The 21,693-nt window shown below is 71.6% G+C and carries 15 protein-coding genes and 2 tRNA genes; 7 read left to right on the top strand and 10 right to left on the bottom strand.

Annotation, left to right across the window (positions count from 1 at the left end; translation table 11 throughout):
• Nucleotides 1-4 precede the first annotated feature (4 nt).
• Nucleotides 5-1,150, top strand: a complete 1,146-nt coding sequence (wecB, locus tag IG74_RS0111415) for a non-hydrolyzing UDP-N-acetylglucosamine 2-epimerase (RefSeq protein WP_030673868.1) — start codon at nucleotides 5-7, stop codon at nucleotides 1,148-1,150.
• Between the two features lie 37 nt (nucleotides 1,151-1,187).
• Nucleotides 1,188-2,540, top strand: coding sequence for a glycosyltransferase family 2 protein (locus IG74_RS0111410; RefSeq protein ID WP_030673865.1), 1,353 nt, complete (start codon nucleotides 1,188-1,190; stop codon nucleotides 2,538-2,540).
• A gap of 78 nt (nucleotides 2,541-2,618) precedes the next feature.
• Here the strand turns inward: IG74_RS0111410 and IG74_RS0111405 are convergent, their stop codons facing one another.
• Nucleotides 2,619-5,243 carry a valine--tRNA ligase gene (locus tag IG74_RS0111405; protein ID WP_030673861.1) on the bottom strand — a complete coding sequence of 875 codons (2,625 nt, stop codon included), beginning with the start codon at nucleotides 5,241-5,243 and terminating at the stop codon, nucleotides 2,619-2,621.
• 163 nt (nucleotides 5,244-5,406) lie between these two features.
• Here IG74_RS0111405 and IG74_RS0111400 point away from each other — a divergent pair, with 163 nt between their 5' ends.
• The 3 genes from IG74_RS0111400 to IG74_RS0111390 all read left to right on the top strand — a co-directional run bounded on the left by IG74_RS0111400 (nucleotide 5,407) and on the right by IG74_RS0111390 (nucleotide 8,457).
• A complete protein-coding gene (locus IG74_RS0111400; protein WP_030673858.1) occupies nucleotides 5,407-6,393 on the top strand; it encodes a hypothetical protein in 987 nt (328 codons plus the stop codon).
• Nucleotides 6,394-6,442: 49 nt separating this feature from the next.
• Entirely contained in the window at nucleotides 6,443-7,432 is a 990-nt protein-coding gene (locus IG74_RS0111395; RefSeq protein WP_030673856.1) for a hypothetical protein, read from the top strand.
• A 116-nt stretch (nucleotides 7,433-7,548) separates the two neighbouring features.
• The gene (locus tag IG74_RS0111390; protein ID WP_030673853.1) at nucleotides 7,549-8,457 is read left to right on the top strand and encodes a hypothetical protein; all 909 of its coding nucleotides are present in this window, start codon (nucleotides 7,549-7,551) and stop codon (nucleotides 8,455-8,457) included.
• A 103-nt stretch (nucleotides 8,458-8,560) separates the two neighbouring features.
• Here IG74_RS0111390 and clpX read toward each other — a convergent pair whose 3' ends face one another.
• From clpX to IG74_RS0111365, 5 genes are all read right to left on the bottom strand, one after another.
• Entirely contained in the window at nucleotides 8,561-9,847 is a 1,287-nt protein-coding gene (clpX, locus tag IG74_RS0111385) for an ATP-dependent Clp protease ATP-binding subunit ClpX (RefSeq protein WP_030673850.1), read from the bottom strand.
• Between the two features lie 218 nt (nucleotides 9,848-10,065).
• Nucleotides 10,066-10,737, bottom strand: coding sequence for an ATP-dependent Clp protease proteolytic subunit (locus IG74_RS0111380; protein WP_030673846.1), 672 nt, complete (start codon nucleotides 10,735-10,737; stop codon nucleotides 10,066-10,068).
• 101 nt (nucleotides 10,738-10,838) lie between these two features.
• A complete protein-coding gene (locus tag IG74_RS0111375; protein WP_030673842.1) occupies nucleotides 10,839-11,444 on the bottom strand; it encodes an ATP-dependent Clp protease proteolytic subunit in 606 nt (201 codons plus the stop codon).
• A gap of 322 nt (nucleotides 11,445-11,766) precedes the next feature.
• Nucleotides 11,767-13,161, bottom strand: coding sequence for a trigger factor (gene tig / locus IG74_RS0111370; RefSeq protein WP_030673840.1), 1,395 nt, complete (start codon nucleotides 13,159-13,161; stop codon nucleotides 11,767-11,769).
• A gap of 195 nt (nucleotides 13,162-13,356) precedes the next feature.
• Nucleotides 13,357-13,433: transfer RNA gene (locus IG74_RS0111365), tRNA-Pro, on the bottom strand.
• Between the two features lie 159 nt (nucleotides 13,434-13,592).
• Between IG74_RS0111365 and IG74_RS0111360 the strand changes: the two genes are divergently transcribed.
• Nucleotides 13,593-13,666 (top strand) — tRNA-Gly (locus tag IG74_RS0111360).
• Between the two features lie 104 nt (nucleotides 13,667-13,770).
• On the opposite strand, the gene IG74_RS0111355 is transcribed toward IG74_RS0111360, so the two are convergent.
• The gene (locus IG74_RS0111355) at nucleotides 13,771-15,903 is read right to left on the bottom strand and encodes a serine/threonine-protein kinase (RefSeq protein WP_037825070.1); all 2,133 of its coding nucleotides are present in this window, start codon (nucleotides 15,901-15,903) and stop codon (nucleotides 13,771-13,773) included.
• 43 nt (nucleotides 15,904-15,946) lie between these two features.
• The gene (locus tag IG74_RS0111350; protein WP_030673834.1) at nucleotides 15,947-16,141 is read right to left on the bottom strand and encodes a hypothetical protein; all 195 of its coding nucleotides are present in this window, start codon (nucleotides 16,139-16,141) and stop codon (nucleotides 15,947-15,949) included.
• Between the two features lie 735 nt (nucleotides 16,142-16,876).
• On the opposite strand from IG74_RS0111350, the gene IG74_RS0111345 reads away from it, so the two are divergent.
• Nucleotides 16,877-18,100, top strand: a complete 1,224-nt coding sequence (locus tag IG74_RS0111345) for an acyltransferase family protein (protein WP_030673830.1) — start codon at nucleotides 16,877-16,879, stop codon at nucleotides 18,098-18,100.
• A gap of 69 nt (nucleotides 18,101-18,169) precedes the next feature.
• Here IG74_RS0111345 and IG74_RS0111340 read toward each other — a convergent pair whose 3' ends face one another.
• Both IG74_RS0111340 and IG74_RS0111335 read right to left on the bottom strand, forming a co-directional pair.
• Nucleotides 18,170-20,623 carry an FtsX-like permease family protein gene (locus IG74_RS0111340; RefSeq protein WP_030673827.1) on the bottom strand — a complete coding sequence of 818 codons (2,454 nt, stop codon included), beginning with the start codon at nucleotides 20,621-20,623 and terminating at the stop codon, nucleotides 18,170-18,172.
• Entirely contained in the window at nucleotides 20,620-21,465 is an 846-nt protein-coding gene (locus IG74_RS0111335) for an ABC transporter ATP-binding protein (protein WP_030673824.1), read from the bottom strand. Before IG74_RS0111335 ends, IG74_RS0111340 begins: the two co-directional genes overlap by 4 nt.
• Nucleotides 21,466-21,693 lie beyond the last annotated feature (228 nt).

The raw sequence follows: 21,693 nt of genomic DNA, 5'->3' as shown, positions 1-21,693 counted from the left end.
CCCGTTGCCCGCCGCCACCCTCCCGCCCCGCTCCGTCGCGATCGTCATCGGCACCCGCCCCGAGCTGGTGAAGATCGCCCACCTGGTCCGCATCCTCGGCCCGGCCGCGCACCTGGTGCACACCGGTCAGCACTACGACGCCGCGCTCTCCGGCCGGTTCCTCACCGAGCTGGGCCTGCCCGAGCCCACCCTCCTGGACGGCATCGGCGGCAAGCCCCGCGCCGTGCAGATCTCCGCGGCCCTGGCCCAGCTCGACGCCCTGTTCGCCGAGGAGGCGCCGCTGGCCGTGGTGGTGCAGGGCGACACCAACGCCGCCCTGGCCGGGGCGCTCGCCGCCAACGCCCGGTGCATCCCGCTCGTGCACGTCGAGGCGGGCCTGCGCAGCCACGACCGGGCGATGCCCGAGGAGCACAACCGCGTCGTCATCGACCAGCTCGCCGACGTGCTCTGCGCGGCCACCGAGGACAACCGCGACCTGCTGCGCGCCGAGTCGGTCCCGGCGGGCCGGATCACCGTCACCGGCAACACCGTCGTCGAGGCCGTCCAGGAGCACCTGCCCGCCGCCGACGAGCGCGCCGCGCTGCTCGCCGCGCACGGCGTGAGCGCCGACCGCTACGTCCTCGCCACCGCGCACCGCCCGGAGAACACCGACGACCCCGCCGCGCTCGCCGCCATCCTGCGCGAGCTCGCATCCCTCGCCGACGAGCTGCCGGTCCTGTTCGCCGTGCACCCGCGCACCCGCGCCCGGATCGAGTCGGCCGGGCTCACGCACCTGCTCGAACCGCTCACCGAGCTGGCGCCCCTCGGCTACGGCGAGTTCCTCGCCCTCGCCCGGCACGCCGCCGTCATCGTGTCCGACTCGGGCGGCATCCAGGAGGAGACCACCGTCCTCGGCCGCCCCCTGGTGGTCGTACGCCGGTCCACGGAGCGGCCCGAGGCCATGGACGCCGGGTTCGCGGAGCTCGTCCCGCCGGGCCGGGAGATCGGCCGCGCGGCGCGCCGCCGCCTCGCGGACGGCCAGGCCGGTCTGCGGCACCTCGCCGAGCTGCCGTCCCCCTTCGGCGACGGGCTCGCCTCGCAGCGGATCGCCGTCCTCCTCGGCGCGCTGGCCGCGGGCCACGCCGAGCGCGAGCTCACCACCGCCGCCTGACCCCGCTCCGCCCCGTCCCCCACCGCACGAGGACCCGATGCTCACCCCCCACGTCCTGCTCTACGCCCTGCCGTTCTTCCTGCTCGCCTGCTTCCTGCTGTACTGGGCCGGCGCCCGCCACGCCTACGTACGCCGCCCCGCCGTGCCGATGTCCGACTCCGCCCCCTTCACCTGGCACTTCTTCGTGCCGTGCCGCGACGAGGAGACCGTCATCGGCACGACCGTCGCCCAACTGCGGGCCGACTTCCCGGCCTCGCACGTGTGGGTCGTCGACGACGACAGCGACGACGCCACCGCGGCCGTCGTGAGCGCGCTCGCCGCGGACGACGCCCAGGTGCACCTGGTGTCGCGGCGCCGCCCCGACGCCCGCATCGGCAAGGGCGCGGCCCTCAACTCCGCGTACGCGGCGCTGAACGCGTCGCTGCCCGAGGGCACCGACCGCTCCCAGGTCGTCGTGTGCGTCGTGGACGCCGACGGGCGGCTCGCCCCCGACGCGCTCGCGCGGGTCAGCGGCCCCGCCGGGTTCGGCGACCCCGAGGTGGGCGGCGTACAGGTCAGCGTGCGGATGCGGAACGTCGACGAGGAGCGGCCGCCGCTGCCCGAGCGCGGGCGCCTCGCCAACGCCGTGGCGCGGCTCCTGGTGCGCATGCAGGACATGGAGTTCGCCGTGTCCAACGCGGGCATGCAGCTGCTGCGCGGCCGCACCGGCTCCGTGGGCCTGGGCGGCAACGGCCAGTTCACCCGGCTCACCGCCCTCGACCACATCGCCGCCGCCGAGCGCCGCCCCTGGCAGCGCGACGCGCTCCTGGAGGACTACGAGCTGGGCCTGCACATGATCCTCGGCGGCTACCGGATCGCGCACATCGCCGACACCTACGTCTCCCAGGAGGGCCTGCCGCGCCTTCGCCGCTTCCTCACCCAGCGCACCCGCTGGGCGCAGGGCAACCTCCAGTGCGTGCGGTACGCGCCGCGCATCGTCGCCTCGCGGCACTACTCGGGCCGCGGCGTCCTGGAGACCCTGTACACGTTCATGCAGCCCCTCGCGCACGTCGCCACGCTCGTCCTGAGCGTGCTGCTGCTCGGCAGCGTCGTCATCGGCGGCTCGATGCGCGACGCGTTCCTCGGCGCGTGGCCGCTGATCCTGGTCCTGTCCGCCCTCTCGGTGCTGCCGTTCGTGGCCTGGGGTCCGCTCTACCGCCGCGACTACGCGCCCGACCGCTCCCGGCTCACCGGACTGCTGTGGGGCCTGGCGCTGTGGGTGTACGCGTACCACGTGTTCATCGTGGCGGCGCGCGGCTTCCTGCGCCTGCTGCGCGGCCGCAACGGCTGGGCGAAGACGCGCCGCAACGCGGAGGCGGTCGGGACGGGGCCGGTCGCCACGGAGGCGTAACGGCGGTGGGGGTACGCGAAGGCGCCCGGAACTCGTGGGAGTTCCGGGCGCCTTCGCGTGCCCGCGGGGCGAACCGCCTTACGCCGCCGGGAGGTTGTCCAGCTGGGTCTGGAGGCGGGCGATGTCCTCTTCGGCCTTGGCGAGGCGGCCGCGGATCTTGTCGACCACCTGGTCCGGGGCCTTCGCCAGGAACGCCTCGTTGCCGAGCTTGGCGGTGGCCTGGGCCTTCTCCTTCTCGGCGGCGGCCAGGTCCTTGGCAAGGCGCTTGCGCTCGGCCGCCACGTCGATCGTGCCGGACAGGTCGAGCGCGACCGTGGCGCCCGCGACCGGCAGGGTCGCCGTCGCCGCGAAGCTCTCGCCCTCCGGCTGGAGGCGCAGCAGCTGGCGGACGGCGGCCTCGTGCGGCGCGAACGGCGTGCCGTCCAGGGTCAGCCGGGCGGGCACCTTCTGACCGGGCTGGAGGCCCTGGTCGGCGCGGAACCGGCGGACCTCGGTGACCAGGTCCTGGACGGAGGCGATCTCCTTCTCGGCACCCGCGTCACGGAAGCCGCTGTCCTGGGGCCAGTCGGCGATGACCACGGACTCGCCGCCGGTCAGCGTGGTCCACAGGGTCTCCGTCACGAACGGCACGACCGGGTGGAGCAGGCGCAGCGTGACGTCGAGGACCTCGCCGAGGACGCGCTTGCTGACCTCTGCGGCCGGGCCGCCCGCCATGAACGTGGTCTTGGACAGCTCCACGTACCAGTCGAAGACCTCGTCCCACGCGAAGTGGAACAGGGCGTCGGAGAGCTTCGCGAACTGGTAGTCCTCGTAGTACGCGTCGACCTCGGCGACCACGGTGTTGAGGCGGGAGAGGATCCAGCGGTCGGTCGCCGACATCTCGGCGGCGTCCGGCAGCGGGCCCTCGACCGTGGCGCCGTTCATCAGCGCGAAGCGGGTCGCGTTCCAGATCTTGTTGGCGAAGTTGCGGGAGCCCTGGACCCAGTCCTCGCCGATCGGCACGTCGACGCCGGGGTTGGCGCCGCGCGCGAGGGTGAAGCGCAGGGCGTCAGAGCCGTACTTGTCCATCCAGTCGAGCGGGTTGACCGCGTTCCCGAAGGACTTCGACATCTTCTTGCCGAACTGGTCGCGGACCATGCCGTGCAGGGCGATGGTGTGGAACGGCGGGGTGCCGTCCATCGCGTACAGGCCGAACATCATCATCCGGGCGACCCAGAAGAAGAGGATGTCGTAGCCGGTGACCAGGACGGAGTTCGGGTAGAACTTCGCGAGGCTCTCGGTCTGCTCCGGCCAGCCGAGCGTGGAGAACGGCCACAGGCCCGACGAGAACCAGGTGTCGAGGACGTCGGTGTCCTGCGTCCAGCCCTCGCCGGTGGGCGCCTCGTCGTCGGGGCCGACGCAGACGATCTCGCCGTTCGGGCCGTACCAGACGGGGATGCGGTGGCCCCACCACAGCTGGCGCGAGATGCACCAGTCGTGGAGGTTGTCGACCCAGTCGAAGTAGCGCTTCTCCATCTCCTGCGGGTGGATCTTGACCTGGCCGTCGCGGACCGCGTCACCCGCGGCCTTGGCGAGCGGGCCGACCTTGACCCACCACTGCATGGACAGGCGCGGCTCGATGGTGGTCTTGCAGCGCGAGCAGTGGCCGACCGAGTGCGCGTACGGGCGCTTCTCGGCGACGATGCGGCCCTCGGCGCGCAGCGCGCCGACGATGGCGGAGCGGGCCTCCAGGCGGTCCAGGCCCTGGAAGGGGCCGGGGACGGTGATGACCGCGTGCTCGTCCATGACCGTGATGTTCGGCAGGTCGTGGCGCTGGCCGATCTCGAAGTCGTTCGGGTCGTGCGCCGGGGTCACCTTGACGGCGCCGGTGCCGAACTCCGGGTCGACGTGCTCGTCGGCGACGACGGGGATGGAGCGGTCGGTCAGCGGCAGCCTGATCTGCTTGCCGACCAGGTGCTTGTACCGCTCGTCCTCGGGGTGCACGGCGACGGCGGTGTCACCCAGCATGGTCTCGGCGCGGGTGGTGGCGACGACGATCGTCTCGTCGCCCTCGCCGTACTTCATGGAGACGAGCTCGCCGTCGTCGTCCTGGTACTCCACCTCGATGTCGGAGATGGCGGTCAGACAGCGGGGGCACCAGTTGATGATGCGCTCGGCGCGGTAGATCAGCTCGTCGTCGTAGAGCCGCTTGAAGATCGTCTGGACGGCCTGGGAGAGGCCCTCGTCCATGGTGAAGCGCTCGCGGGACCAGGCGACGCCGTCGCCGAGGCGGCGCATCTGGCCGGAGATCTGGCCGCCGGACTCGCCCTTCCACTTCCAGACGCGCTCGACGAAGGCCTCGCGGCCGAGGTCGTGGCGGGACTTGCCCTCCTTGCCGAGCTCGCGCTCGACCACGTTCTGGGTGGCGATGCCGGCGTGGTCCATGCCGGGCTGCCACAGCACCTCGTAGCCCTGCATGCGCTTGCGGCGGGTGAGAGCGTCGATGAGGGTGTGCTCGAAGGCGTGGCCCAGGTGCAGGCTGCCGGTGACGTTCGGCGGGGGGATGACGACGGTGAAGGGCTCCTTGTCGCTCTTCGCGTCCGCGTCGAAGTAACCGCGCTCTACCCAGCGCTCGTACAGCGTCCCCTCTACCTCGGCCGGTGCGTACTGCGTCGGGAGCTCGGGGGTGGTCGCTGGGGGCTGCTGCTGAGTGTTCTCGGTCACGGGCCCAGTTTAGGGGTGTCACAGACCGGTCCCGAAACCGGAATATCAGTAACGGTTGACTCCCCGGGCCCCACGGTGCTCCCGACGTCGGTCAGGATGTCGGGAACACATAAACGTGCGGGAGAACGTAGGCGCACACACGCGTTCGAGGGGGAGCTTCAGCATGAGCTACAACCAGCCGGGCCCGTACGGCGGTCAGCAGCCGCAGCAGCCGGGTCCGTACGGTGGCGGCCAGCCCCAGCAGCCGGGCCCGTACGGCGGCCAGCCCCCGCAGCCCCCGTACGGACAGCCGCCCCAGGCCCCGCCGCCCGGCTACGGCTACCCCCAGCAGGCCCCGCAGGGCGTCCCGCCGCAGCAGGCCCCCTACGGCCAGCCGCAGGCGCCCTACGGACAGCCGCAGGCCCCTTACGGGCAGCCGCCCCAGGCCCCCTACGGACAGGTCCCGCCGCCCCCGCCGCCGAGCGGGGGCGGCGGCAAGAAGACGGGCCTGGTCATCGGCGCGGTCGCGGCGGTCGCCGCGATCGGCGTCGGCGCGTATTTCGTGCTCGGGGGCGACGACGGCGGCTCCGGCTCGGTCTCGGACGACGGGCCGCACAAGCTGGTGTCCCCGGCCTCGGTCGGCGAGTACCAGAAGGACGTGTCGTCGGGCTCCTCCGGCGGCCCGCTGGGCGACGCCGACACGGAGGACGCCGCCGCGATCGGGATCAAGAACGCCGAGCAGGACAAGGCGGACTACAAGTCCGGCACCGGGCTCAAGACGAAGGGCATGAACGTCGTCGGCATGTGGGGCGAGATCAGCGACCCGGAGAAGACCCTCGACGGCGCGTTCGACAAAATGCACGAGGAGACGGAGAAGGAGAAGGACGAGGGCGACAGCGGCGAGAAGGAAGAAGTCACCTGGCAGGGCAGCCCCGAGTCGGTCTCGCCCAGCGGCCTGGACAACGCGCTGATGAAGTGCCAGAGCGTCAAGGTCGCCCAGGGCGGCAAGAGCCTGGAAATCCCGATCTGCGCCTGGGCCGACCGGAGCACCTTCGGCATGGTGACCGCCACCGACGCCGCCGCCTTCATCTCCGGGGGCAAGGGCATGGCGACGGACGACGTCGCCGACCTCGCCGCCAAGTACCGCGACGCGGCCCGCGTGAAGAAGTGACACGCGCGCGCACGCTCGCAGCAGCAGTTAACGGAGGGAACCCCCAGCAATGAGCTTCAACCAGCCGGGCCCGTACGGCGGCCAGCAGCCGCAGCAGCCGGGACCGTACGGCGGCGGCCAGCCGCAGGCACCTTACGGCCAGCCGCCCCAGACCCCGCCGCCCGGCTACGGCTACCCGCCCCAGGCCCCGCAGCAGCCCGGCTACCCCCAGCAGGCCCCCTACGGCCAGCCGCAGGCACCCTACGGACAGCCGCCCCAGGCGCCCTACGGGCAGGTGCCCCCGCCGCCGAGCGGAGGCAGCGGCAAGAAGACCGGCGCGATCATCGGCGCGGTCGCCGTGGTCGCGGCGATCGCGGTCGGCGGCTACTTCCTCTTCAGCGGCGACAGCGACAGCGACGACTCCGCCAAGGGCGGCGGCTCGGGCAAGGGCGGCGGCTCCGTCGCGGTCAAGGACGACGGCCCGCACAAGCTGACGACGCCGGACACCGTCCTGGACGGCACGTACAAGCTGAAGCCGGGCAGCGCCAAGGACGACGCCATGTCCCCGGAGAAGGCCAGGGAGGCCGAGGAGCACGGCGTCAAGAACGCCAAGGACGTCGAGGCCCAGTACGAGTACGGCAGCGACGACAACCCGCTGGGGCAGAAGCTCTTCCAGTTCAACGGCCTCTACGGCGACATCGAGGACCCCGAGGCGGTCGTCGACAAGATGTTCGGCTCGGTCGAGAAGAAGGCCGCGCAGGACAACGGGGGCGCCAAGGTCACCCTGGTCGGCAGCCCCGAGGTGTACAAGCCCGCCGGGCTCGACGGCGCCACGATGAAGTGCCAGGAGATGAAGTACAGCTTCGGCGGCGCGTCGACGACCGGCGCCAAGGGCCCCAAGGAGATGTCGATGGCGACGTGCATCTGGGGTGACAAGAGCACCATCGGCGTCGGCATCACGGCGGACATGGCCAACGTCATGGCCGGCAAGTCCGCCGACCTCGACGAGGGCGCGGAGAAGACGGCGAAGTTCCGCACGGAAGTCCGCGTCAAGGCCTGACCCACCGGGTCAGACAGCACCAGCGAAGGGTCCGGCCGGTCGCTCCGGCCGGACCCTTCGCGCGCACCCCCGGCCCCGCACGGGGCGGCACAGCACGAGCACGGAGGAATCCCCCGATGAGCCACTACCAGCCGGGCCCGTACGGCCAGCAGCCCCCGCAGGGCCCGCCCCCGCAGCCCGGCTACGGGCAGCCGCCACAGGCCCCTTACGGGCAGCCGCAGGCGCCGTACGGGCAGCCGCCCCAGGCCCCCTACGGCCAGCCCCAGGCGCCCTACGGGCAGGCCCCGTACGGGCAGGTGCCCGGGCAGCTGCCGCCGCCTCCCCCGCCCGCGCAGAGCGGCGGCAAGAAGGCCGGGATCGTCATCGCCGCCGTCGCCGCCGTCGCGGCGATCGGTGTGGGCGCGTACTTCGTGCTCGGGGGCGACGACGGCGGCTCGGTGGCCGTCAAGGACGACGGGGCCCACAAGCTGATCACGCCCGAGACCGTGCTCGGCGAGTACAAGAAGGGCAGCGGCTCCGCGTCGGGCGGTTTCAACGACCTCGACGACGCCGAGGAGCAGGGGGTGAAGAACGCCACGTCCGTGCACGCCGGGTACGAGGTGCGCGACCAGTCCAACCCGCTGGGCGGCAAGCTGATCCAGTTCGGCGGGGCCTACGGGGAGATCAAGGACCCCGAGAAGACCGTCGACGCCATGTTCGCCGACGCCAAGGCGGACGCGAAGAAGGACAGCGCGGACGGCGGCAACTCCGGCGAAATGGTGGGCAGTCCGCAGGACTTCAGCTCCGACGGCTTCGTCCTCAAGTGCCAGGAGGCCCTCGTCAAGAAGGGCTCAGGGGTGAGCGGCAGCACCGGCTCCGGGCCCAAGGAGGCACGGATGGCCGTGTGCATCTGGGGCGACCACAGCACGGTCGGTCTCTCCATGCCGATGGAGGTCGCGGACATCATGGCGGGCAAGAGCCCCTCGCTCGGCGATGCCGCGGAGATCGCGAAGAAGCTCCGCGCCGAGGTCCGGGTGAAGCAGTGAGCCGACCGCCCGGCCACGGCTGAGCGGTACGTGCGACAGGGGCGCCCGGCGAGGTCAACTCGCCGGGCGCCCCTGGCTGTTCGTGTGGTGCGGCAGCTTCGGGCTAGGCCGACTTCTGCTCTCCGGCGCCGGGGCCGCGCACCTCGCGCGGCACCAGGGTCGGGTTCACGTTCGAGTGGACGACGTCCGCCGTGATGACGACGCGGGCGACGTCCTTGCGGGACGGCACCTCGTACATCACCGACTGGAGGACCTCCTCCATGATGGCGCGCAGGCCGCGCGCGCCGGTCTGGCGCAGGATCGCCTGGTCCGCGATGGCCTCCAGGGCCTCGCGCTCGAAGTCCAGCTCCACACCGTCGAGTTCGAAGAGTCGCTGGTACTGCTTCACCAGCGCGTTGCGCGGCTCGACGAGGATCTGGAGCAGGGCCTCGCGGTCGAGGTTGTGGACCGAGGTGATGACGGGCAGCCGGCCGATGAACTCGGGGATCATCCCGAACTTCACCAGGTCCTCCGGCATGATGTCCTCGAACTGGTCCTTCTCCTCCAGCTCCCGCTTGGAGCGGATGGTGGCGCCGAAGCCGATGCCCTTCGCACCCGCCCGGGCCTCGATGATCTTCTCCAGGCCCGCGAAGGCACCGCCCACGATGAACAGCACGTTCGTCGTGTCGATCTGGATGAACTCCTGGTGCGGATGCTTGCGGCCGCCCTGCGGCGGGACCGAGGCCGTCGTGCCCTCCAGGATCTTCAGCAGGGCCTGCTGGACGCCTTCACCCGAAACGTCACGCGTGATCGACGGGTTCTCGCTCTTCCGGGCGACCTTGTCGATCTCGTCGATGTAGATGATGCCCGTCTCGGCCTTCTTGACGTCGTAGTCAGCGGCCTGGATGAGCTTGAGGAGGATGTTCTCCACGTCCTCGCCCACGTATCCCGCCTCGGTGAGCGCGGTGGCGTCCGCGATGGCGAAGGGGACGTTCAGCATGCGGGCCAGGGTCTGGGCGAGCAGGGTCTTGCCGGAGCCGGTGGGTCCGAGCAGCAGGATGTTGGACTTCGCCAGCTCGATGGCGTCCTCGCGGCCCTGCGCGCCGCCGTTCTCCCCGGCCTGGACGCGCTTGTAGTGGTTGTAGACGGCGACGGAGAGCGCCTTCTTGGCGGGCTCCTGACCGACTACGTACCCCTCGAGGAACTCGTAGATCTCGCGGGGCTTGGGCAGCTCTTCCCAGCGGACCTCGCTCGTCTCGGCGAGCTCTTCCTCGATGATCTCGTTGCAGAGGTCGATGCACTCATCGCAGATGTACACGCCCGGGCCTGCGATGAGCTTCTTGACCTGCTTCTGACTCTTTCCGCAGAACGAGCACTTGAGCAGATCGCCGCCGTCACCGATGCGTGCCACGGTGTGCTTCCCCTTCGCCTGGGAGACGCCGTTGGTCCAGCGGCTCCTGGTGCCTTGTATCCGACGGTACCTTGCCTGGCCCCCCGTTCGGGCCCCCCTTGGCGCGGTTCGCTGTTACGCGGAACCGCGAAGAACTACGAAATGTCGCAGATCGACACGGACCGACGCGACCGCGCCAAGGAGCGGGCAGATGGTGCTGCGGTTTCCCCGGACGAGTATCAGGCGACCGCGGCGTTGTTCATCTTGCGGGTGGAGATGATCTGGTCGATCAGGCCGTACGCCAGCGCGTCCTCGGCGGTGAGGATCTTGTCGCGCTCGATGTCGTCGCGGATCTTCTCGATCGGCGTCGTGGAGTGCTTGGCGAGCATCTCCTCGAGCTGCGTGCGCATGCGCAGGATCTCGTTGGCCGCGATCTCCAGGTCGGAGAGCTGCTCGCGGCCGGTGCCGCCGGACGGCTGGTGGATCAGCACGCGCGCGTTCGGCAGGGCCATCCGCTTGCCGGGGGTGCCGGCGGCGAGGAGCACGGCCGCGGCGGAGGACGCCTGGCCCATGCAGACCGTCTGGATGTCCGGCTTCACGAACTGCATCGTGTCGTAGATGGCCGTCAGGGCGGTGAAGGAGCCGCCCGGGCTGTTGATGTAGACCGAGATGTCCCGGTCGGGGTCCATCGACTCCAGGCACAGGAGCTGCGCCATGACGTCGTTGGCGGAGGCGTCGTCGATCTGGACGCCGAGGAAGATCACGCGCTCCTCGAAGAGCTTCGCGTACGGGTCGTACTCACGCACGCCCTGCGACGTGCGCTCGACGAAGCGCGGGATCACGTAACGGTTGTCCACCTGGGGGCCGGTGTGCAGGCCCGTGGGCTGGCCGCTGACGGGGAAGCTGTTCATCTGAGGTGTTCCGTCCTGGTGATGAGCGTGGGCTGGGTCGGCTGGGGCGGGCCGGTGGCGCGCCCCCGTCGGAGGCCTTCTCGGGCCTCCTGGGCGCCTTCTCAGGCCCCCGTGCCGCCGCCGCCCGGAACACCGGAAGCAGCGGTGATGATCTCGTCGATGAGGCCGTACTCCTTGGCCTCCTCGGTGGTGAACCAGCGGTCGCGGTCACCGTCACGGATGATCGCCTCGACCGTCTGGCCGGAGTGGCGGGCGGTGATCTCGGCCATCCGCTGCTTGGTGCGCAGCAGGTACTCCGCCTGGATCTTGACGTCCGATGCGGTGCCGCCGATGCCCGCGGAGCCCTGGTGCATCAGGATGTCCGTGTGCGGCAGGGCGAAGCGCTTGCCCGCGGTGCCGCCGGTCAGCAGGAACTGGCCCATGGAGGCGGCCATGCCCATGCCGATCGTGACCACGTCGTTCGGGATGTACTGCATGGTGTCGTAGATCGCCATGCCGGCCGTCACCGAGCCGCCGGGGCTGTTGATGTAGAGGTAGATGTCCTTCGACGGGTCGGCCGCGAGCAGGAGCATCTGCGCCGTGATCTTGTTCGCGATGTCGTCGTCGACCTGCTGGCCGAGGAAGACGATGCGCTCGCCGAGGAGCCGGTTGTAGACATGGTCGCCGAGGCCACCACCGATGGACGGCTCACCGGCTGCGTAAGGCATCAGATTCGTCACGTATCCACCTGCTCGTCTCTGACGGCTACCGGCCGTCTCAGCATCTTCGTTCTGAGGGCAACGACTCCACTGCCCCCGTATCCATGGACCCTAACGCGCGGCTCCCTTCGGGGAATCCCGCAAGGGCAACTGTTCGCTGTGAGCGCAGGTAGCACGCCCTGCGGACAGCGCCCCGAAGGGGCACGGGGAACCGCGCGCCCGGCCCACCGCGGAGCCGCACCCGCGCGGACGCGTCCGGAAGGCGCCCACAGGGGCGTGAAGGGCCCCCGGGACGGGTGTCCCGGGGGCCCTTCACGTACTACTGGGGGGATCAGGCCTCGGCCTTCTCCTCACCGGCCTTGTCCGCGTCGGCGGCGGCCTCGGCGGCCTCACCCTCGGCGGAGTCGGCGTCGTCCTCGTCGTCGAGGTCCACGACCTCGCCGTTCGTGTCCTTGACCGTGGCGGCCTCGACGACGACCGCGAGGGCCTTGCCGCGGGCGACCTCGCCGACCAGCATCGGGACCTGGCCGCCCTCGACGACGGCCTGGGCGAACTGGTCGGGGCTCATGCCGGAGGACTGGGCGCGACGCATGAGGTGCTCGGTGAGCTCCTCCTGGTTCACGTTCAGCTTCTCCTTGTTGACCAGCTCGTCGAGGATGAACTGGGTCTTGATGCCCTTGACCGCCTGCTCGCTGGTCTCGGCGTCGAACTCTTCCTCGGTCTTGCCCTGGATCTCCAGGTACTTCGCGAGGTCGAGGCCCATCTGGCCGAGCTGGTGGTGCTCCAGGTTGTGCTTGCGGGTGCGGACCTCGTCCTCGAGCAGCTTCTCGGGGACCGGCACCTCGACGAGCTCCAGGAGCTTGTCCAGGACGCGCTCCTGGGCCTGGGTGGCCTGGTCGAACTGGCGGGCCGTCTCCAGGCGCTTGCGGCTGTCGGCCTTCAGCTCGTCCAGGGTGTCGAACTCCGACGCCAGCTGCGCGAAGTCGTCGTCCAGCTCCGGCAGTTCGCGCTTGGCGACCTGGGTGACCTTGACGGTGACCTCGGCCTCCTTGCCCGCCGCGGAGCCGCCCTTCAGCTCGGAGGTGAAGGTGGCCTCGCCGTCGGCCTCCAGGCCGGTCACGGCGTCGTCGATGCCCTCGAGGAGCTCGCCGGAGCCGATGGTGTACGAGACGCCCTTGGCGACGCCGTCCTCCAGGACCTCGCCGTCGACCTTGGCCTCCAGGTCGACCGTCACGACGTCGCCGTCCTCGGCGGCGCGCTCGACGGGCGCGGTGGACGCGAAGCGGCCCCGCAGCTCCTCGACGGCCTTGTCGACGTCCTCGTCGCTGACCTCGACCGCGTCGACCTCGACCTCGATGCCGGAGTAGTCCGGGATCTCGATGGTCGGGCGGACGTCGACCTCGGCGGTGAAGCTGAGGGTCTCGTTGTCCTTCAGCTCGGTGATGTCGACCTCGGGCTGGCCGAGGACGTTGAGCTCGGCCTCGTTGACCGCCTCCGTGTAGAACTTCGGGAGGGCGTCGTTGACGGCCTCCTCCAGCACAGCACCGCGGCCGAACCGCTGGTCGATGACGCGGGCCGGGATCTTGCCCTTGCGGAAGCCCTTCACCGTGACCTGCTGGTTGATCTTCTTGTACGCCGCGTCGAGGCTGTCCTTGAGCTCCTCGAAGGGCACCTCGACAGTGAGCCGAACCCGGGTCGGGTTCAGGGTCTCCACGGCGCTCTTCACGGTTCGGTCTCCTTGTGGGCTGACTGCTTGGTTTCTGCCCGGTAGAGAGACACACGGGCACACAGCTTGCATAGTAACGGCACGCGGGAGCCGACCCACAATGCGATCTTGAAAGACGAGCCGAAGACGGACCGCGGAGCGGGCTCATCCGGATCTTCGACCCGGGAACCGGCCACTGAGCTGGAGAGATCCTGCTGGTCGGGGTGGCGGGATTTGAACCCACGGCCTTCCGCTCCCAAAGCGGACGCGCTACCAAGCTGCGCCACACCCCGTCGGTGCGACACGTAGGGTACATGCCCGCAGGCAGTGCGGCGCCCGCTTATCGGGGTGTGGGAAGAGCGCGGGGGTGGGGGTGTGCGGCCGACCGCCGCGACCCGCTACGATGCATGCCGTGCCGCGCTCGCTGACCTGCGATGCGCTGCACCAGCCGTGCGGGCGTAGCTCAATGGTAGAGCCCTAGTCTTCCAAACTAGCTACGCGGGTTCGATTCCCGTCGCCCGCTCCATGGCCTCCGGCCCGGTGCCCAGGTTCGCCCCTGAGCACCGGGCCGGAGGCTTTTTGCGTCCGCGCCCGTCCCCGCGTTCCGTAACCGCGCCCGCGCGCGGGGCTTCAGGGGTCGCGTACGTCGACGCTGTAGACGGAGCGGATGCCGTAGGGGACGTAGAGGGCGTCGCCGACGAGGGTCGGAGGGACACCGGAGACCACGCCCAGGACGCCACCGGCGATCTCGGAGCCGGAGCGGTTCCACCGCACGTCGCCGGTCCGGCGGTCGAGGGCCGCGAGACGGCCTCCGGGCGAGGCGACGAAGACGTACTCGTCCGAGACGAGCGGGGGGCCGGGGAACTCCACCCCGGAGTCCCGCTCCCACTTCAGGCGTCTCGTCAGCGGGTCGACGGCGCGCACGCCACCGCCTTGGCGCGTGAAGTAGAGGGTGCCGCGACCGAGCACGACCTCGCTCGCGGGCGGCTCCAGGGGCAGCGACACCGGATCCGGGAGGCGGGTGTCCACGTCGACAGTCAGGACCCCGGTGCCCTTCTCCTCCAAGTCGGAGCTGACGAAGACGAGCCGGTCGGCACTCCGGCCGACGAGATCCTGCTGCCCGTCGAGCGTGGCCGTCCAGCTCGGCCTGCCGTCGGACGGGGCGACACGGTGGACACGGGTGACGTCTCCGCGCTTGGTGCTGACGTAGCAGAGCAGGTAGCCGTCACCGGCCGCCACGGCCACCTGACAGGTCGCGTCCCCGCCCGTGGGCACCGGCAGGGGCCGCTTCCAGCGCACCTCACCATCGGCCTCGTCCAACAGGGCGTACGAGGTCCCCGCGGCGCCGTACACGGTGAGGATGCCGTCGTCCGTGCGAGCCGCGTGCCCGCTGACGTCCGGATCCGGGTCCGGCGCCTGTGCGTCGGGGCCGCGCTCGGTGGGGCGGGACCACAGGACGCGGCCGATCCGGGCGTCGACCGCCTGGATGGCGTAGTTGTTGTCGGGGTCGCTGTCGTCCTTCCCGCTGGCGATCTTGTTGTTCCCGTAGACGAAGACGCGACGGCCGGAGGCGCCGATGACGGCGCCTTCGCTGAGCGAGACGTCGCTGTCGGTGGTGTCGACGGGCAGGCTCCACTCCCTCTTGCCGGTGGCGAGCGACAGCCGTACGGCCTTGACGCCGTCGCCCGCGCAGATGAGTCCGCCGTCCGCCGCGGCACAGCTGCCGAAGGAGCCGCCCGGGGTGCCGTCATCGCTGATGAGCTCGCTCTGCCAGGCCCGCCAGCCGTCGGGCAGATCGCTGGGCGGGCCGTCGCCCGGCAGCCACATGACGAGCCCGGCGGCGAGGCCGGCGAGCAGGGCGCCGCACGCCGACGCGGCGATCACAAGGCGGCGCCGGCGGCGCGGGCGCGGTGCGGCCCCGTCTTCGGCGAGCGGCGCGGGGCGCGGTGGCACGGGGTCGCCCCGCAGCACGGCGAGGAGTTCGTCCGGGGTGGGACGTTCCTTGGGGTGTTTGGCCAGGCAGAGGGTGACCAGGGCGCGCAGGTCGTCCGGTACGGCGTCGAGTCGGGCGTCCCCCTCGACCACGCGGGTCGCCGTCTCGTACGGGGAGACGTCGTCGAAGGGGCCACGCCCTGTGGCCGCGTGGACCAGGACCGAGCCGAGGGAGAAGACGTCGGAGGCGGGGCCCACGTCGCGGGGCGAGGTGAGCTGCTCGGGGGACATGTAGGGCGGCGTGCCCATGACGCGGCCGGTCTGGGTGAGGGGGTCGCCCGCGAGGGCCTCGGCGGCGCGGGAGACGCCGAAGTCGATGACGCGGGGGCCGTCTTCGGCCAGCATCACGTTGGCCGGTTTCAGATCACGGTGGACGACACCCACGCGGTGGATGTCGCGCAGCGCCTCGGTGAGGCCCGCCGCGAGCTCCAGGAGGCGCTCGGCGGGCAGCGGGCCGTGGCGGCGGACGTACTCGCCCAGGTTCTCGCCCGGGATGTAGAGGGTGGCCATCCACGGGCTCGGCGCGTCCGCGTCGGCGTCCACGACGGGGGCCGTGAAGGCGCCGCTGACCTGCCGCGCGGCCTCGACCTCGCGGCGGAATCGGGTGCGGAATTCCGGATCGTCGGCGTACTGCGCGTGCACGACCTTGACCGCGAGGCGGCGCCCGGACGCGGAGCGCGCGAGATAGACGACACCCATCCCGCCCGAACCGAGGCGGTCCTCGACCGGATAGCCGCCGACCTCCTTGGGATCCGTTTCCCGCAGCGCCACCGCTCCTAGACCCCCCAGCGTCGCCGTGGCCGGCCGTCAGCCGTCAGAACTGTATGTCGCCGATGGTCTCCGCCAAGGAGTTGAGAAGCTCCTGGATGTCGTCTGCCATTCCCGTCGAGGCGAGGGTGAAGCCGAAAGTCGCCGCGACGATGGCGGGCCATACCTTGATGTTCCCCTGACGAATCATCAAGACGAGGACGATCGCCAACAGCAGTACCACTGACAGCGAAATGGCCACACTCATCACACCCTAGGTCGGTCGCTCTCCCGCCCGGGGGGTACGGCCCCGCACACCCCCGCCAGGAACCATCGTGCCACCAACAGGACCGCCCTATGCGGCCGGTGACACATCGTCGGCCACGCGTTGACCAGTGACGCACCCGTCCCGTCCGTGCCTCGGGGGGTCGCGGGGCACGTGCCGCACGGGTACCACCCGGATCCGTACGGCAATTCGACGGCTCCACTGGAGGGCGAATTCGACGTGATCGTTTCCATGGCCAGCCATCGCCCGACGGCCGTGCGCGACAGCGTCCTCACCCGCAGTTCACCGGGAATTCGAATTGTTGCCGAGAGCACATCGCGGGGGCTCCCATAACCCATCACGGGCCGATCAACCGGACATTTCACCGGAGTCGCCCGCAGGCGTTATGCACGATTTAAGCGGTACGAGTGGTGACGTATCGGACAGCGATCAGTGCGTTTTCGTCCTTTCCCCCCGGGTACCCGAGGCTCAATTGCGGGATCCCGGCAAACCAGCTGAGAGCCGCCGACCCGCGGAACGGACCGGCGTACCGGCCGGGTTGTCGACGTCGTTACGAGCGCATTGGCGGGGCATTGAGCGGATGAATGAGTCGAGAGTTTTACGGGAAGAGCGGGGCGGCGCTAGGGTGCGCCAGATGTTCCACGCTGCCACGACCCCCGCAAGCGCAGTGCGGTCCCGGATCGTCTCACCGAGCTCCTGGTGGGAGGGCCTGTGACGAACTCCGTGCAGCCGCACGGCCGGCACCGGGCACCGCTGCCCCCCGTACAGGAGACGGCCGCCACGACACCCGCCCGGCGCGCCCCGCACTCCCCCCAACACGCTTCCCCCCAGCACTCCCCCCGCCCCGCCGCTCCCGCCCCGCGCCCCGGCACCGGCTCCGCCGACGGCCCCGCCAAGCAGCGCGACGCGTTCTTCGACAACGCCAAGTACCTGGCGATCGTGCTCGTCGCGATGGCCCACGCGTGGGAGCCGCTGACGGATCACAGCCGTACCGCCGAGGCGCTGTACATGACCGTGTACACGTTTCACATGCCGGCCTTCATCCTGATCTCCGGCTACTTCTCCCGCAGTTTCGACATGCGGACCGACCGGCTCAAACGCCTGGTGACCGGCGTCGCCGTGCCGTACGTCGTCTTCGAGATCGCCTACACCCTCTTCAAGCGGTGGGCGGACGACGACCCGACGCAGCCGATCAGCCTGCTGGACCCCTGGTACCTGACCTGGTTCCTGATCGCCCTGTTCGTGTGGCGCCTGACGGTCCCGCTGTGGAAGGTCGTGCGCTGGCCGGTGCCGCTCGCCCTCGGCGTGGCGCTGCTCGCCGTCATCTCCCCCGACATCGGCGACGACCTGGACCTCCAACGGGTCCTGCAGTTCATGCCGTTCTTCGTCCTGGGCCTGTTCCTGAAGCCCGAGCACTTCCAGCTGGTGCGGCGGCGCGAGGTCCGGATCCTGTCGGTGGCCGTCTTCGCCTGCGCGGTCCTGCTCGCGTACTGGGCGGCGCCGCGGATGACGTCGGTGTGGTTCTACCGGCGCGACAGCGCCCAGGAGTTGGGCGTGCCGTGGTGGGTCGGCGTCGTCATGACGCTGGCGCTCTTCGGCTGCTCCGTGGTCCTCACGGCGTGCTTCTTCGCGTGGGTGCCGCGGCGGAAGATGTGGTTCACCGTCCTCGGCGCGGGGACCCTGTACGGATATCTGCTGCACGGGTTCCTCGCGAAGGGCTCCCGGTTCTGGGGCTGGTTCGAGGACTACCCGTGGCTGCACCGGCCGGTGGGCGAGGTGTTCGTGTCCGTGGTGGCCGCCGCGGTGGTCACGGCGCTGTGCACGCCGGTGGTGCGGCGGACGTTCCGCTTCGCGATGGAGCCGCGGATGGAGTGGGCGTTCCGGCGGGACGCGACGGAGGTCGCCCGCGAGCGGGCGGGCTCACCCGGGCGTTAGCCCCCCGTACCGCACAGCCCCAGGCACACGTTGCTCGGAGCCTGGGGCTGTGCTCGTGGGCGGGAGGCGTCAGCCGGTCGGCCGCAGTGCCGCGCGGGCCGGCAGTGTGGTGGCGAGCAGGCCCAGGAGGACCGCCGAGCCCGCGAAGGACGCGTACAGCAGCGGCGGGACGTACGGGGACTCCCCGGTGAGGCCCTTCACCATCGGCACCAGCGTGGCGAGCGAGATGGCCGTACCGATGATCACGCCCGCGCAGGTCACGAGGAGCGCCTCCCAGCGGATCATCCGCATCACCTGGCTGCGGGTCGAGCCGATCAGGCGCAGCATGCCGAGCTCGCGGCGCCGGTCGAGGACCGTCATCACCAGCGTGTTGGCGGCGGCGACGGCCGCGAAGCCGCCGAGGACGGCCGCCATGACGCCGTTGGCCCAGGCGTTGACCTCCCGGTCGACGGACTGGGCGGTGGTGTAGCCGTCCCGGTCGTGGACCGCTCCCAGGGACTTCAGCGCGGCCGCCGTGCCGCCCTTCGTCCAGATCTCCGTGTCGAGGGCGGCCGTGACGTGCTGCCGCACCCCGGCCGCGGGCAGCGTGACCTGGGACAGGCCGAGACCGCGCGCGTACGTCGCCGCCACCTTCGGCCGGATCTTCGTACCGTCGGGCAGGCGCAGCTCCACGCGGTCGCCGGTCTTCACGTGCGCGGAGGTCGCGAGGTTCGCGTCGAGGCCGATCTCGCCCTCGCGGAGGGTCAGTTCACCGGTCTCCACCTTCAGGTCCTGCACCTCGGCGAGGTCCGCGGCGGAGCCCGTGACGCCCTGGGCGCTCGCGCTCTGCAGCCAGCGGTCGCCGCCGGAGCCCATGGGGACGAGCACGGACGTCTTCAACAGGCCGACCGCCGAGGTCACTTCGGGGGCCTCGGCCGCCTCGCGCACGGCGCCGGGGCCGAAGCCCGCGGCGGACGTGACGATGTGGTCGGCGGTGATGCCGTCCCGCTGCTGGTCCGCCGCCACCTTGTCCTCGCTCGTGTGCATGAAGACGAGCGTGGAGGCGAACGCCATGGCGAGGACGATCGGGGTGATCGCGGAGGCCAGCCTGCGGGCGTTGGAACGGGAGTTGGCGGCCGCGAGGGACGCGGAGGCGCCCGCGCCGCGCAGCGGCAGGCCGAAGAGGGCCGCGCAGCCGCGCGCCACCAGCGGGCCGAGCAGCGCGACGGCCAGCATGAACAGCATGACGACGCCGAGGGCCGCGTTCGCCGCGTCGTCGCCGGTCGAGGTGGCGGCGACCCGGGAGAGGACGATGCCGCCGACGGTCGCGGCGACGCCGAGCGGCGTCCGGATCCAGCCGGGCCGCAGCGGCTCCACGGAGGCCTCGCTGAGGGCCTGCCCCGGCTTGATGCGGGAGGGGCGGCGCGCGGCCATGTACCCGGCGAACAGGGCGGTGAGCACGGCCGTGCCCGCCGCCGTGACCAGCGGAATCCAGGACACGGCGAGGTCGACCGCCTCCGGGACCGCGCCGCGGTCCTTGAGCTGGCCGAACCACCAGCTCGCCAGGGCGATGCCGGGGAGGCAGCCGGCGGCGCCCGCGAGCGGGGCGACGAGCAGCGTCTCGGTGGCGATGGTGCGGCGCACCTGCCGCGGGGTCGTGCCGATCGCGCGCAGGAGGGCGAACTCGCGGGCCCGCTGGCCGACGGAGAGCGCGACGGTGCCCGCCGCGGTGAAGACGGCGACCATCGCGGCGATGCCGCCGAAGGAGCCGCCGAGGCCGGTGAGGAGTTCCTCGGCGCCGACGAGCGAGGGGTCCTCGACGCCGCCGCGGTCCTCGCCCGTGTGCACCTTCGCCTTGCCGTCGAGGGCCTTGGCGACCTGGGACTTCAGTGCCGCGTCGGTGACGCCGTCCTTGGGCAGGACCGCGATCGCGTCGACGCGGCCCGGGTGCCCGGAGGCGCGGACCGCCTCGGCGTCGCTGAACCAGACGGTGGGCCCGGCGGCGCCGCCGACCGTGCCGGAGACCCTGACGGTCCGCGGGCCTTCCGCCGTGGTCAGCGTCACGCGGTCGCCGACGCGGGCCCCGGTGCCGGCCAGGACCGCCTCGCCCGCGGCGGGCGCGCGGCCCGCGCTGAGCTGCTCGCCGGTGAAGGCGGTGGCTCCCCAGCCGTGCGCGGTCAGGGCCTTGTCGCCGCCCTTCGCCGCGAGCGCGACCGGGAACGTGACGTCCGCGACGGCCGTACGCGCCCCCGGCACCGCCGCGGCCTTCGCGACCAGGGAGCCGTCGAGGCGGGCGCGGTCCGGGACCGGCTCGGTGGAGGTGTTGTCGCCGCTGCCGAAGTGGACCCGCTGGTCGGCCGCGGCCACCACGGGCGCGTCCGCGTACCGGGTGGGCGGCACGGAGGCGCGCAGGCCCGTCTCCAGGAGGATGCCGCAGGCGGACACGATCAGCGACGCCATCATCAGCGCGACGAACGTGCCCACGAACGCGGCGGGCTTGAAGCGGACGGCCGCGCGGGCCAAGCCGTTCGGGACGAAGCTCATGCCGCCGCCGCTCCCGCGTACGTGGGCGCGGCCGCGGGCGCGGTCAGCGTGCGCATCCGGTCCGCGATCAGCGCGGCCGACGCGCCCTCCAGGCGGTCGACGATCGCGCCGTCGGCCAGGAACAGCGTGCGGTCCGCGTACGCGGCCGCGGCGGGGTCGTGGGTGACCATCACCACGGTGGCGCCCATGCCGTCGACGGCCGAGCGCAGCAGGCCGAGGACCTCCGCGGCCGTGGTCGTGTCCAGGGCGCCCGTCGGCTCGTCCGCGAACACCACGTCCGGCTCGGTCACCAGGGCGCGGGCGATCGCGACGCGCTGCTGCTGGCCGCCGGAGAGCTGGCCCGGGCGGCGCCTGCCCTTGTCGCCGAGGCCCACGCGGGCCAGCACGTCGGCGGCCTTGCGGTGGTCGGGGCGGTGGCCCGCGAGGCGCATCGGCAGGAGGACGTTCTGCTCGACGGTGAGCGAGGGCAGCAGGTTGAAGGCCTGGAACACGAAGCCCAGGCGGGTGCGGCGCAGGGCCGTCAGCTTGTTCTCGCTCATGCCGGTGATCTCGGTGCCGCCGAGGTGGACGGTGCCGCCCGTGGGGCGGTCCAGGCCCGCCGCGCACTGCAGGAACGTGGACTTGCCGGAGCCGGAGGGGCCCATCACGGCGGTGAAGCTGCCGCGGGGCAGGGCGAGGTCGATGCCGCGCAGGGCGTGCACGGCGCGGGTGCCGCGGCCGTACTGGCGGCGGACGTCGCGCAGCTCCACCGCCCAGTCGGCCGGGGCGCCGTACGGTGCCCTCTGCTCGGGGGCGGGGGTCGCGCCCTGCCGGCCCCGCTGCCTCTTCTTGCGCAGCCCCATGGCGTGCCCAGCCCTTCCGTAGTCCTGTCCGTGCTCGATGCATCGAACCTACGGATCCGGGGGCGGCCCGGGCCATGAGGTGCACCGGCGGATAGGGGGTGGGGTTTCCCCCACCTGCCCCAGGGGTGGCACCCGGCGCCGGAGGGGCTGAAACGGCCCACTGAACGACGGCGTGCAAGCCGCTAGGTCGGGGCCGGGCGGAGGAACTGGGGTGGTACGGGTGGGCGG

The sequence above is a fragment of the Streptomyces sp. NRRL B-1347 genome, from assembly GCF_000720325.1.
GTDB lineage: Bacteria > Actinomycetota > Actinomycetes > Streptomycetales > Streptomycetaceae > Streptomyces.
The sequence above is the reverse complement of the archived record's forward strand: the minus strand, read 5'-3'. Positions and strand labels throughout refer to the sequence as shown.

What these genes read in the sequence shown, in the direction of transcription:
- IG74_RS0111400 (WP_030673858.1), top strand. Translation starts at nt 5,407, where the DNA reads ATGAGCTACAACCAGCCGGGCCCGTACGGCGGTCAGCAGCCGCAGCAG.
- IG74_RS0111375 (WP_030673842.1), bottom strand. Translation starts at nt 11,444, where the DNA reads ATGCCTTACGCAGCCGGTGAGCCGTCCATCGGTGGTGGCCTCGGCGAC.
- IG74_RS0111410 (WP_030673865.1), top strand. Translation starts at nt 1,188, where the DNA reads ATGCTCACCCCCCACGTCCTGCTCTACGCCCTGCCGTTCTTCCTGCTC.
- IG74_RS0111380 (WP_030673846.1), bottom strand. Translation starts at nt 10,737, where the DNA reads ATGAACAGCTTCCCCGTCAGCGGCCAGCCCACGGGCCTGCACACCGGC.
- IG74_RS0111390 (WP_030673853.1), top strand. Translation starts at nt 7,549, where the DNA reads ATGAGCCACTACCAGCCGGGCCCGTACGGCCAGCAGCCCCCGCAGGGC.
- IG74_RS0111340 (WP_030673827.1), bottom strand. Translation starts at nt 20,623, where the DNA reads ATGAGCTTCGTCCCGAACGGCTTGGCCCGCGCGGCCGTCCGCTTCAAG.
- IG74_RS0111395 (WP_030673856.1), top strand. Translation starts at nt 6,443, where the DNA reads ATGAGCTTCAACCAGCCGGGCCCGTACGGCGGCCAGCAGCCGCAGCAG.
- IG74_RS0111335 (WP_030673824.1), bottom strand. Translation starts at nt 21,465, where the DNA reads ATGGGGCTGCGCAAGAAGAGGCAGCGGGGCCGGCAGGGCGCGACCCCC.